This is a genomic window from Exiguobacterium sp. HSB13, assembly GCF_056764755.1.
Genome location: NZ_JBUZOM010000001.1, coordinates 2,140,675 through 2,152,377, shown reverse-complemented (window position 1 = coordinate 2,152,377; position 11,703 = coordinate 2,140,675). Strand labels below are relative to the sequence as shown.

General features: G+C 48.7%; 14 protein-coding genes. All 14 read left to right on the top strand.

Annotated features, from left to right (window positions below):
- Window positions 1-55 precede the first annotated feature (55 nt).
- The 14 genes from ACZGCQ_RS11220 (at window position 56) to ACZGCQ_RS11155 (ending at window position 11,462) form a co-directional block, all read left to right on the top strand.
- Window positions 56-1,015: a hypothetical protein gene (locus ACZGCQ_RS11220; protein ID WP_481266305.1), complete on the top strand. Its 960-nt coding sequence runs from the start codon at window positions 56-58 to the stop codon at window positions 1,013-1,015.
- Window positions 1,016-1,087: 72 nt separating this feature from the next.
- On the top strand, window positions 1,088-1,717 hold the full coding sequence (gene upp, locus ACZGCQ_RS11215) for a uracil phosphoribosyltransferase (protein ID WP_058704132.1): 630 nt from the start codon (window positions 1,088-1,090) through the stop codon (window positions 1,715-1,717).
- A 132-nt stretch (window positions 1,718-1,849) separates the two neighbouring features.
- Entirely contained in the window at window positions 1,850-2,983 is a 1,134-nt protein-coding gene (gene wecB / locus ACZGCQ_RS11210; protein ID WP_481266304.1) for a non-hydrolyzing UDP-N-acetylglucosamine 2-epimerase, read from the top strand.
- Window positions 2,984-3,760: 777 nt separating this feature from the next.
- Complete coding sequence (locus ACZGCQ_RS11205) at window positions 3,761-3,979, top strand: AtpZ/AtpI family protein (RefSeq protein ID WP_023469502.1); 219 nt, start codon at window positions 3,761-3,763, stop codon at window positions 3,977-3,979.
- Entirely contained in the window at window positions 3,934-4,362 is a 429-nt protein-coding gene (locus ACZGCQ_RS11200; RefSeq protein ID WP_336798748.1) for an ATP synthase subunit I, read from the top strand. The genes ACZGCQ_RS11205 and ACZGCQ_RS11200 overlap by 46 nt, the downstream gene beginning before the upstream one ends.
- An 8-nt stretch (window positions 4,363-4,370) precedes the next feature.
- Entirely contained in the window at window positions 4,371-5,114 is a 744-nt protein-coding gene (gene atpB / locus ACZGCQ_RS11195; protein ID WP_029342742.1) for a F0F1 ATP synthase subunit A, read from the top strand.
- Between the two features lie 75 nt (window positions 5,115-5,189).
- The gene (gene atpE / locus ACZGCQ_RS11190) at window positions 5,190-5,402 is read left to right on the top strand and encodes a F0F1 ATP synthase subunit C (protein ID WP_023469499.1); all 213 of its coding nucleotides are present in this window, start codon (window positions 5,190-5,192) and stop codon (window positions 5,400-5,402) included.
- Window positions 5,403-5,529: 127 nt separating this feature from the next.
- Window positions 5,530-6,063 carry a F0F1 ATP synthase subunit B gene (atpF, locus tag ACZGCQ_RS11185; RefSeq protein ID WP_023469498.1) on the top strand — a complete coding sequence of 178 codons (534 nt, stop codon included), beginning with the start codon at window positions 5,530-5,532 and terminating at the stop codon, window positions 6,061-6,063.
- Window positions 6,063-6,596: a F0F1 ATP synthase subunit delta gene (locus ACZGCQ_RS11180; protein WP_029342740.1), complete on the top strand. Its 534-nt coding sequence runs from the start codon at window positions 6,063-6,065 to the stop codon at window positions 6,594-6,596. The genes atpF and ACZGCQ_RS11180 overlap by 1 nt, the downstream gene beginning before the upstream one ends.
- Window positions 6,597-6,615: 19 nt before the next feature.
- Complete coding sequence (gene atpA, locus ACZGCQ_RS11175) at window positions 6,616-8,124, top strand: F0F1 ATP synthase subunit alpha (RefSeq protein WP_023469496.1); 1,509 nt, start codon at window positions 6,616-6,618, stop codon at window positions 8,122-8,124.
- Between the two features lie 42 nt (window positions 8,125-8,166).
- On the top strand, window positions 8,167-9,018 hold the full coding sequence (gene atpG / locus ACZGCQ_RS11170) for an ATP synthase F1 subunit gamma (protein WP_047394533.1): 852 nt from the start codon (window positions 8,167-8,169) through the stop codon (window positions 9,016-9,018).
- A gap of 36 nt (window positions 9,019-9,054) precedes the next feature.
- The gene (gene atpD / locus ACZGCQ_RS11165) at window positions 9,055-10,473 is read left to right on the top strand and encodes a F0F1 ATP synthase subunit beta (RefSeq protein WP_029342738.1); all 1,419 of its coding nucleotides are present in this window, start codon (window positions 9,055-9,057) and stop codon (window positions 10,471-10,473) included.
- A gap of 26 nt (window positions 10,474-10,499) precedes the next feature.
- Complete coding sequence (locus ACZGCQ_RS11160; protein WP_029342737.1) at window positions 10,500-10,913, top strand: F0F1 ATP synthase subunit epsilon; 414 nt, start codon at window positions 10,500-10,502, stop codon at window positions 10,911-10,913.
- A 315-nt stretch (window positions 10,914-11,228) separates the two neighbouring features.
- Window positions 11,229-11,462 (top strand): DUF1146 domain-containing protein, encoded by a 234-nt coding sequence (locus ACZGCQ_RS11155; protein WP_029342736.1) that lies wholly within the window; start codon window positions 11,229-11,231, stop codon window positions 11,460-11,462.
- Window positions 11,463-11,703 lie beyond the last annotated feature (241 nt).

Sequence of the window (11,703 nt, the reverse complement as noted above, 5' to 3'; positions counted from 1 at the left end):
GCGTTATCTTTGTTATACTTAACCGTAGTGAAAAAAGATAAAGGTGGAAATGAATGTGAATCTGACAACCTTGATTCAAAAGGAATTACAAGCCATTCAAACCGATCAACTTACGGAATGGTTTACACATAAAAGTCAGGAACGCCGCGAATATCAAAGGATGCTCGAAGACTTCAAAGCAATCGTCATCATGCAACGGGCAGGGTTCTATGAACAAGCAGATGCACGCTTCGAACAGTGGAAGACCTTACCGATGCCAGCAGAAGTCTATCGTTATCGTCTGGCGATTGCAGGAAAAGCAGGTGGAAAACGTCTTGTGCAGAAACGACTGTCATCGTTTCCGATGACGGTTCAGAATCATTCGCAATTGAAAGACTGGAAGAAACTCGGAAGAATAAATCCGTGGTGGCTCGGTGGAGTTGTAGCCGTCGTTTCTTTCGGCTTGATTTGGACACAGTTGGATAGCGAACCTGCTACAACACCGGTCGCGACGAAACAAACAGAGGTCGAGCAACAACTCGCAGCGCTACAAGCAGAAGTCGAACAGCTAAAAGAAAAAAATGAGCAGCTGGCAAGTGAGCAAGAAAAAGCGCAAGCGATTAAGCCAGAGAAGAGGGAGACTTCTTCCGAAACAAAGCAGACGCAACTACCTCCGAAAGAAGCACTTGAGCAAGGGATTTCTGCTGTTCAAGCGAAGGACTACAAACAAGCAGACAGCGTCTTGACCGGATCCGTCTTGACGAACAAAGAGACGGCAGGTATGGCACGCTTCTATAAGTTGATCGCTGATGGGAAGTTGAAGCAGACGACGCAAGCGGATTATATCGCCTACCGAGAAGATTTTCCGAAGTCTGGATACATGAGTGACGTCCTCTGGATGCAAGCCGTCTACGAACAAAAATATAAAAAAGGCGACTACCGAGCGACCTTACAAGAACTCGCGAAACAACCGGACAATGAATGGTCTTACGCGGCAAAAGCAATTCTATCAGGGAAGAGTACGCTCGGGAACTGACGAAAAAACAGTTCCCAAGCAGTGCGCTTTTAGAGTACAATGCGAAAAGAGAATGGAGAGGAGATGCAAACAATGAGTAAAGTACATGTATTTGATCACCCATTGATTCAGCACAAGATGACGATCATGCGTAAAGTCGAAACAGGAACGAAACAATTCCGGGAACTTGTCGACGAGGTGGCTTCATTGATGGCATATGAACTCACACGTGACCTTCCACTCACAGATGTCGCGATCGAGACACCGGTCACGAAGACGACGCAGAAGATGATCGAAGGCAAGAAACTCGGGATCGTCCCGATTCTCCGCGCTGGCCTCGGTATGGTTGACGGGATGCTCCGCATGATGCCGAACGTTAAAGTCGGTCACATCGGTCTTTACCGTGATCCGGAGACACTCGAGCCAACGGAATACTACCTCAAGCTTCCAACAGACGTCGCAGAACGTGATTTCGTCGTCGTTGACCCGATGCTTGCGACAGGTGGTTCGGCGGCAGACGCCATCTCCTCACTGAAGAAACAAGGGGCGAAGAGCATCAAGCTCGCATGTCTCTGTGCAGCACCTGAAGGCGTCAAACGCGTTCAAGAAGAACACCCGGATGTCGACATCTATCTCGCGGCACTCGACGAGAAGTTGGACGACCACGGATATATCGTCCCAGGACTCGGTGATGCAGGAGACCGTCTCTTCGGAACGAAGTAAGAAGTAAAACACAGCAAGATATACGAAAAGACCGCAGACAATGATCTGCGGTCTTTTCGTTGCTATTTCGTAAACTGCGCAAGACTACTGAAATATGCTTTAATGAAAAAAGGAAAAAAGGAGGAAGTCACCATGCCGATTACAGTCATGCCGATTTTCGGGACACGACCGGAAGCCATTAAGATGGCACCGCTCGTCAATGCCCTGAAGCAACACCCTGCTTTTGATGTTCATGTTACGATTACTGCCCAGCACCGTGAAATGCTCGATCAAGTGCTCGATTTGTTTGAGATTGAACCGGATCACGACTTGAATATCATGAAGCAACGTCAGACACTCGTCGATATTACGACGCGTGGTCTTGAAGGACTCGATGCGATCATGAAGGAAATCAAGCCGGACCTCGTCCTCGTCCATGGCGACACGACGACGACATTTGTCGGAAGCCTTGCTGCCTATTACAATCAGATTGCGGTCGGTCACGTCGAGGCAGGACTGCGGACATATAATAAATACTCGCCGTTCCCGGAAGAGGTCAATCGTCAGTTGACGTCGACGCTTGCGGACTTACATTTCGCTCCGACAGCACAAGCTGCAGCAAACCTCGCGTCTGAGAATCGTCACACCGGTGTCTACATCACGGGGAATACGGCGATCGATGCGTTGCAGACGACCGTCCAAACCGATTACGTCCATCCGATGCTTGAGACGGTCGGGGACCAGAAGTTGATCTTGATGACGGCGCACCGTCGTGAGAATCAAGGCGAGAAGATGCATCAAATGTTTCGAGCGATTCGTCGCCTCGTCGATGCGTTCCCGGATACGCATGTCGTCTATCCGGTCCACCTCAACCCGGTCGTTCAAGAAGCAGCGAAGACGGTCTTTGAGGGGCATGACCGGATTTCGTTGATTGCTCCGCTCGACGTCTTCGACTTCCACAACTTCGCGAGCCGTGCCCATTTAATCTTGACTGATTCAGGTGGCGTACAGGAAGAAGCGCCGTCACTTGGTGTACCTGTTCTCGTTTTACGGGATACGACGGAGCGTCCGGAAGGGATTACTGCCGGAACCTTGAAGCTTGCCGGTACGGAAGAAGAGACGATCTATCAGATGGCGACCGAACTGTTGACGAACGAAACACTTTATCAAGAAATGGCGCATGCCTCAAACCCGTATGGCGACGGTCATGCGTCAGAACGGATCGTCCAAGCGATCCTGCATCACTTCGGTCAAGGGGAAGCTCCGGTACCGTTACTCACACAATAAGAAACGACAATCACCCTCCGAATCGCTTACATTCACTTGCTTTCCTCAGGCGAGACGTGAGCCGCGCCTCCATCGTCCTTAGACGAGGAGTCGGGTCTCACTTGTCTCTGACAGCACAAGGATTTGTGCTTTTTCCTGTAGAAATCGCGTGAAATAAGCGATTCTTTTCTGTTTCAGTACATCTATGACGGCAAAATGTTTAGTTTAGAGGAATAATATCTTTAAATCTTACCATTTCCGCTAAAATCAGCCCATTTGTTTAGAAAATGTAAAACCAGATGACCTTGAAACTGGAAAGGAAACGATGACGATTTAAGCTGTGACGTACCGCACGATTGAAAAAATGGAAATCGTTGAAATGTATTGTTACAAACAGATGTCAGAGCTGTTTTTATGTCCCGATTCGGAAGCGTTTTCAATTGTGAACAAAAAATGTTTTTTCACAAAATCGACACAAATCAATTTTAGAGGTCTTGTTTCGGTTGAACGGGCACGATATAACGTTACTATTCAACGGTTTTGTTCACCATATGAACAATCTCTTTAACCGTTGATAGTACTACATATTTTCTTCACATCTTCGTGAAATGACTTGCACGGATGACATCTGTGAAAACCTTATCAATCGTTGATATGTATAGGTTTTTCGGCTCTGTTTTTATTGTGAATTCATTTGACTATGAAAGCTGCTTCATTGTATTCTTGACTAGTATGAAAATCCGCAAATTGTGGGAAAGAAAAAGAACTCACAATTGGGAAAAAAGGGGGTCGTCTCTAGTGCGCCAAAGTGGGCTCGCGAAGAGTATGGTCATGGCCTCGCAAATTTCGACGGCACTGGCTGCACCGATCGTCATTGGCTTTTTGGTTGGGAACTATGGGGAACAACAACAATGGTGGGAAAAAATGGGTGCGACGTTCGCCGTGTTCATCGGGATTTTCATCGGCATTCTTTGCATGATCGCCATGATCAGGCACTTGTTAGGGGAGAAGACATGAACATCATCCTTCAAGATGCGTTGTATCGTGCGTACTTACGATGGTTTGGACTCTTTTACGGAATCCTAGCTGTCCTGCTGCTCATCGGACGCCCGAGTGATCCAGTCATCTATGGACTAGCACTTGGTGGAACTGGCAGCTTTCTGATCTTGACGCTTCAACGACTCAGCGTCGATCGGATGTATCGTGTAATCGAGACGGGGCGTAAGCCAGTGTCTCGAGGGACCGTTTCACGCATGGCGGTCGCGGTACTTTGTGTGATGATCGGTTTGAAATATCAAACTGAATTGTCATTAACTGCGGTGGTAATAGGCCTTCTCGCCGGCCACGTCATACAATTTTGTGAGTTCTTGACTCACGAACTCAAGCGGGAAAAGAGGTGAATAGTCAAATGAACCACGAAATGCCACTTTACGAAATCCCACTCTGGGGTGACTTCGTTCTGTACGGTAGCTGGACGAACTTGATCACAGTATTGATTGCTGCTGCTCTCGTCTTCTTGATTGCCGTGGCCGGTACGCGACGTCTTGTGATGAAGCCAACCGGTGCTCAAAACGTGATGGAGATGTTCCTTGAATTCGTTCGCGGAATCATCAGCAGCACGATGGACTGGAAAACAGGGGGTCGCTTCCTTACGTTCGGAATGACATTATTCCTGTTCATCCTTGTGTCCAACATCATGGGTCTCCCATTCAACGTCGTGACGGGACACTACATTTGGTTCAACTCACCAACTGCAGATCCTTACGTGACACTGGCACTTTCATCTCTCGTAGTAGTATTAAGTCATTACTACGGTGTGAAGATGCGAGGCTTCGGCGCTTATGCGAAAACATTCATGACGCCGATGTTTATCATTACCATCATCGAGGAGTTTGCAAACACGTTGACGCTCGGTCTTCGTCTTTACGGAAACATCTTCGCTGGTGAAATCATGATCGGAATCATTCTTTCGATCGGTATCGTCTCTGGTACGAACGATTTCCAATTCCTCGGACCAATCGGCGCGATCATCTCGGGTATCCCGATGTTGATCTGGCAAGGATTCTCACTCTTCATCGGTGGTATCCAAGCGTACATCTTCCTTATCTTGACGATGGTTTACATCGGACATAAGGCAGCGCACGACCATTAATTCGAAGGTAAAGCATCCGCTTTTCCGATAACAGCACGACAAATCAATGAACATACTCTAGGGAGGCAATTTATCATGAATCTTATTGCAACAGCGATCATCATCGGACTCGGCGCACTCGGCGCAGGTATCGGTAACGGTCTTATCGTAAACGGTACAGTATTAGGTCAAGCACGTCAGCCAGAACTCAAAAACGAACTTCGTCAAACAATGTTCATCGGTATCGGTCTTGTTGAGGCACTTCCAATCATCGGTGTAGCGGTCGGTTTCCTTCTTCTCAACTCTTAATCCACGATTAACGAGAACGGACTACATAGGGCGCTATTCGTTCAAGGTTTGAGTGAACCGTCACGGGAGCTTAGGCTCCCTTATGTAGATATTGAAGTTGAACCAACCACGAGGGGAGTGTAATCGAATGAATCTAACGTATCTTGCGGCAGAGGCTGGCGGCGAAGGCAACCAACTCTTACTAGCCAACATGATCGTCACGATCGTCGTTTTCCTCTTGCTCCTCATCCTCTTGAAGAAATTCGCATGGGGCCCGCTCGTCAACATGATGAAAGCGCGGGAAGAGCATGTGGCTAGCGAGATCAACTCGGCTGAAAAGAGCCGTAAAGACGCTGAAGTCTACGTAGAACAACAACGCGAAGAATTAAACAAGGCGCGTACGGAAGCACGCGACCTTTTAGAAGCATCACGCCGTCAGGCAGAAGCAGAGCAAGCACGTGCGATGGAGCAGGCACGTCTTGAATCCGAAATGAGTAAGGAAGAAGCTCGCCGTGCAATCGAACGTGAACGCGCTGAAGCACAAGCTGCTTTGAAGAACGATGTCGCTCTTCAAGCAATCGCTGCAGCACGCCACGTCATGAAAACACAGCTTGCGACAGACGAAGCCGCTCAAAAAGCACTCGTCGATCAATTCCTTGCTGATACTAAGGGCACGAACTAATGCGTGATCACGTAGCGGGACGCTACGCAAAAGCGCTCTTCGATCTTGCGCTTGAGCACCATGTGCTCGAGCAAGCAGAAGCTGATGTGCGGACGCTCGGCGAAGTGCTCCACGCAACACCAGAGCTCGCTTCGGTTTTAGATAACCCATCGATTTCTGCTGAAGAGCTCAAGCAAGTTCTTCAAACAAGCTTCACTGGCTTCAACACGATCGTCTTGAACACATTGCTTGTCATGGTCGAAAACGACCGGGCGGCAGAGATCGTTACATTACCGGAACACTTCATTGCATTGTTGAATGAACACCGCAATGTCGCGACGGCAATCGTCACGAGTGCATACAAATTGTCGGACGAGGAACTCACGAAAGTGAAAGAGACGTTTGGCCAAAAATCAGGTAAAACGCTTGAAGTCGAGAACGTCGTCGACACGCGTGTCATCGGAGGACTTCGCGTTCAAATCGGTTACACGACATATGACGGTACGATCGAAACTAAACTAACGCGCCTTGAGCGTGAGCTGTTAAAAGCGTAAGAAAATAGGGGTGAAACGCATGAGCATTAGAGCTGAAGAAATCAGCGCCCTGCTTAAAGCGCGTATCGCGCAGTACGGTTCTACGATGGAAGTGAACGAGACAGGTACGGTCATCCAAATCGGTGATGGTATCGCTCGTGCACACGGACTCGACAACGTCATGTCGGGAGAGCTCGTAGAATTCGCTAACGGCACAATGGGCTTGGCGCAAAACTTAGAAGAAGGCAACGTCGGTATCATCATCCTCGGTGACTACCTTGAAATCAAAGAAGGCGACTCTGTTCGCCGTACGGGCCGCATCATGGAAGTACCAACAGGAGACGCACTCCTCGGACGTGTCGTCAACCCACTCGGTATGCCAATCGATGGTCTTGGTCCAATCGAAACAGAACACTACAACCCGATCGAGCGTAAGGCGTCTGGCGTCATGGCGCGTAAATCGGTACACGAACCACTTCAGACAGGAATCAAGGCGATCGATGCCCTCGTTCCAATCGGTCGTGGACAGCGTGAGTTGATCATCGGTGACCGTCAGACGGGTAAAACGTCGATCGCAATCGATACGATCATCAACCAAAAAGAAGAAAACATGATCTGTATCTACGTCGCAATCGGACAAAAAGAATCAACAGTCCGTGGCGTCGTCGAGACGCTCCGTAAAAACGGTGCCCTCGATTACACGATCGTCGTTTCGGCAGCGGCTTCACAGCCAGCTCCACTTCTTTACCTCGCACCATTCGCAGGTGTCGCGATGGGTGAACACTTCATGGACCAAGGCAAACACGTTCTTGTCATCTATGATGATCTTTCAAAACAAGCAGCTGCTTACCGTGAGCTTTCACTTCTCTTGAAACGCCCACCAGGCCGCGAAGCTTACCCAGGGGATGTCTTCTACCTCCACTCACGCCTTCTTGAGCGTGCGGCGAAGTTGAACGACGAGCTTGGCGCAGGTAGCTTGACTGCCCTTCCGTTCATCGAAACACAAGCGTCGGATATCTCAGCTTACATCCCGACGAACGTTATCTCGATCACGGATGGTCAAATCTTCCTTCAATCGGATCTCTTCTTCTCAGGTGTCCGTCCCGCGATCAACCCGGGTCTCTCGGTATCGCGTGTAGGTGGTTCGGCTCAAGTAAAAGCGATGAAGAAGGTAGCGGGTACGCTCCGTCTTGACCTCGCATCTTACCGTGAGCTTGAAGCATTCGCACAGTTCGGATCTGACCTTGATAAAGCGACTCAGTCGAAGCTTAACCGTGGTGAGCGGACAGTTGAAGTCTTGAAACAAGACTTGAACCAACCACTTACTGTCGATAAGCAAGTCATCATCATCTATGCCTTGACTCGTGGTCACCTTGATGATGTTGCTGTAACGGATATTCGTCGTTTTGAAAAGGAACTCAACCTCTGGCTCGATCAAAACCGCAAACAACTTTGCGATGAGATCCGTAAGACAGGTAACCTTCCAGCAGACGAAGAGATCGTAGCAGCAATCTCAGAATTTAAGAAAACGTTCCAAGCGACGGTTTAATCCGGCGGAACGCTCTTGATACTAACAAGGTGGTGAATCGAAATGGCATCGTTGCGCGAGATACAAACGCGGATCAACTCGACGAAAAGTACGAAACAGATCACGAAAGCGATGAACATGGTTTCGGCGTCGAAACTGAACCGCGCTCAAGCACATAGCGCGAAGTTCCAACCTTACATGCTGAAAATGCAAGAGGTACTCGGAACCATTGCGAATGGCACGACAGGTGCGAGCCATCCGATGCTCGAGAAACGTCCCGTCAAAAAGACGGGCTATATCGTCATCACATCGGATCGCGGCTTAGCTGGTGCATATAACGCCAACGTGCTGCGTGAAGTCTACCGGGAAATCAAAGAAAAGCATACTGCGGACAGTTACGTTCTCTTCGTGGTCGGTAAAGTCGGTGTCCAGTTCTTCCGTTCACGCGGAATTACGGTCACGGATGCGATCACAGGCTTGAACGATTCTCCTTCGTATGTCGACGTCGCTGAAATCGTGAAGCGCACAGTGAGTGCGTTCACGCTCGGCGAAATCGACGAGCTCAAGCTGTGCTACAACCACTTCTTATCTGTCATCAGCCAAGAAGTGAAAGTCGAAACTCTTCTCCCACTCGGAGAAATCGAAGCTTCGTCTTCGACGACTTATGAGTACGAGCCAAGCGAGGAACAAATCCTTGCTGAACTCCTCCCGCGTTATGCGGAGAGCTTGATCTTCGGTGCGCTTCTTGACGCGAAAGTAGCAGAACATGCGTCACGTATGACAGCAATGCAAAGTGCGACAGATAACGCAGATGACTTGATCGGTCGATTGACTCTCGTCTACAACCGAGCTCGACAAGCTGCAATCACGCAAGAAATCACAGAGATCGTCAGTGGGGCTGCTGCGCAGCAGTAATCCCGACTGGCGTAACGATAGGTAGGAGGAAACACGATGAACGAACTCGGTTTAAAAGGCCGCGTCGTCGCGGTCATGGGACCTGTCATCGACGTTAAGTTCGAAGGACACTTACCGAACATCTACAACGCGCTCCGTATTCAATATACGCCGCAAACTGTAGAAGAAGTGGCTATCGACTTGACGCTTGAGGTCGCCCTGCACCTTGGTGACGACGTCGTCCGTACCATTGCGATGGACTCAACGGATGGAGTACGCCGTGGAATTGAAGTAATCGATACGAATGCTCCAATCTCGGTACCCGTCGGAGAAGCGACACTTGGTCGCGTCTTCAACGTACTCGGTAACCCAATTGATGAAAAAGAAATCGCTGCTGACGTGGAACGTCTTCCGATCCACAAAAAAGCACCGACTTTCGATAACCTTTCAACGAAAGTTGAAATCCTCGAGACTGGAATTAAAGTCGTCGACTTGCTCGCTCCTTACATCAAGGGTGGTAAGATCGGTCTCTTCGGTGGTGCCGGTGTAGGTAAGACCGTCCTCATCCAGGAATTGATCAACAACATCGCCCAAGAGCACAGCGGTATCTCGGTATTCGCAGGTGTTGGTGAGCGGACGCGTGAAGGAAATGACTTGTTCCACGAGATGACGGATTCAGGCGTTATCAAACAAACAGCGATGGTCTTCGGTCAGATGAACGAACCACCGGGTGCACGTCTTCGTGTTGCCTTGACTGGTTTGACGATGGCAGAATACTTCCGTGATGAGCAAGGGCAAGACGTTCTTCTCTTCGTTGATAACATCTTCCGTTATACACAAGCAGGTTCTGAGGTATCAGCCCTTCTCGGTCGTATGCCATCTGCCGTTGGTTACCAGCCAACACTCGCAACAGAGATGGGTATGCTCCAAGAGCGAATCACATCAACAAACAAAGGTTCGGTTACATCGATCCAAGCGGTTTATGTACCAGCCGATGACTATACTGACCCGGCTCCTGCGACGACGTTTGCTCACTTAGATGCAACGACGAACCTTGAGCGCCGTCTCTCTGAGATGGGGATCTATCCTGCCGTGGATCCACTTGCTTCGACATCACGCGCCCTTTCACCGGAAATCGTCGGCGAAGAGCACTACGGTGTTGCACGTCAAGTTCAGGAAACACTTCAGCGTTATAAAGAACTTCAAGATATCATCGCGATCCTCGGTATGGACGAGTTGTCAGAAGACGACAAATTGACTGTACACCGTGCGCGTCGTATCCAGTTCTTCTTGTCGCAGAACTTCCACGTAGCTGAGCAGTTCACAGGACAAAAAGGATCGTACGTCCCAGTTAAGGACACGATCCGCGGCTTCAAAGAAATCCTCGAAGGTAAACACGATGACTTAACGGAAGAAGCATTCCGTCTCGTCGGTCCGATCGAAGATGCGATTGAAAAAGCGAAGGCGCTTGTCTAAGTGACAAAGCATAAGGGGGACTTGAGATGAACACACTTCATGTCAATATCGTCACCCCGGATGGCGAAGTGTATGATGGCGATGTCCGTATGGTCGTTGCGAAGACGATTTCTGGTGAGATCGGGGTTCTCCCGCACCACGTCCCACTCGTGACACCACTCGACATCAGCATCTTGAAGTTGCGCCACGAAGATGGCGGACGCACGTTGATCGCTATCAGCGGTGGCTTTATGGAAGTGCGCCAGGATACTGTAACGGTTCTTGCGGAAACTGCGGAGCAAGCAGACAAGGTCGACTACGACCGGGCTGCAGCTGCGAAGGTTCGTGCAGAACGTCGTCTCCAGGACACGAAATTATCAGAACTCGAATTCAAGCGTGCTGAACTTTCACTGAAACGAGCAGTTAACCGTCTCAGCTTGAAAGACTACGGTCGCGATTGATTTGATGAAACCCCGGTTCCGTTCGCGGAACCGGGGTTTTTTTGTATAAAACGTCAATGATTTTTCGTATGGCAACCGTTTTCGCAACACGATGAAGGATACAGGTTTAAAATACTGCAAAAATGTAAAAGTACAATATATGCCTCGTCTTCACGAATTCTTCAACCTTTTTTCAGTAGAAGACCAAATTTATCTTCAATAAATATATTTTATACGCTAAAATTAATTCAGCGTGTTCTTTTTTGTTTGCGCAATCATTCATTTTATGAAATCATAGTAGAGTTGAAGAAACTATGAAGAAGAGGTGCAACGAAAGTGACATCTATTGGTGTGAGTGCGTTAGTTAGTATGCTGGTCTACATCGTGGCGATTTTGCTCGCCTGGTGGTCCTTGTTACCAGTCAAATGGGAGAAAATCCTGCAACATCCTAAAGGACCGCATGCGGTAGCCTTGCGAACGATTCTAGCGATTGCACTCGGATCCATCGTAGCGCGCTTTTTACTGGATTATGCCGGCTTTGCACAACGTCTTCAGTTTTTAATCGGGTGAACTTGTAACTGCATTGTAAACCCTGAAATGGTAATTTGTTTTAACATGGAACAGGACACTGCTCTTTCAATGAAGGAACACAGTCATTTAGCAATCATCTAACATTACAATCGAAACGTCGTATTGGCTTTGGAGCAAGAGATCAACTATAGGGAAGTTTCTTTTCTAACATTCGTTGAATTCCAACTATGATCCTCACCAATCACGAATTGAACATACTAGAACAGAAACGAAGCAGAGG

Bases quoted from the DNA above. Each gene is read 5' to 3' on its own strand.
- upp (WP_058704132.1), top strand. From the start codon at position 1,088: ATGAGTAAAGTACATGTATTTGATCACCCATTGATTCAGCACAAGATG.
- wecB (WP_481266304.1), top strand. From the start codon at position 1,850: ATGCCGATTACAGTCATGCCGATTTTCGGGACACGACCGGAAGCCATT.
- atpB (WP_029342742.1), top strand. From the start codon at position 4,371: ATGAACCACGAAATGCCACTTTACGAAATCCCACTCTGGGGTGACTTC.
- atpE (WP_023469499.1), top strand. From the start codon at position 5,190: ATGAATCTTATTGCAACAGCGATCATCATCGGACTCGGCGCACTCGGC.
- atpF (WP_023469498.1), top strand. From the start codon at position 5,530: ATGAATCTAACGTATCTTGCGGCAGAGGCTGGCGGCGAAGGCAACCAA.
- ACZGCQ_RS11180 (WP_029342740.1), top strand. From the start codon at position 6,063: ATGCGTGATCACGTAGCGGGACGCTACGCAAAAGCGCTCTTCGATCTT.
- atpA (WP_023469496.1), top strand. From the start codon at position 6,616: ATGAGCATTAGAGCTGAAGAAATCAGCGCCCTGCTTAAAGCGCGTATC.
- atpG (WP_047394533.1), top strand. From the start codon at position 8,167: ATGGCATCGTTGCGCGAGATACAAACGCGGATCAACTCGACGAAAAGT.
- atpD (WP_029342738.1), top strand. From the start codon at position 9,055: ATGAACGAACTCGGTTTAAAAGGCCGCGTCGTCGCGGTCATGGGACCT.
- ACZGCQ_RS11160 (WP_029342737.1), top strand. From the start codon at position 10,500: ATGAACACACTTCATGTCAATATCGTCACCCCGGATGGCGAAGTGTAT.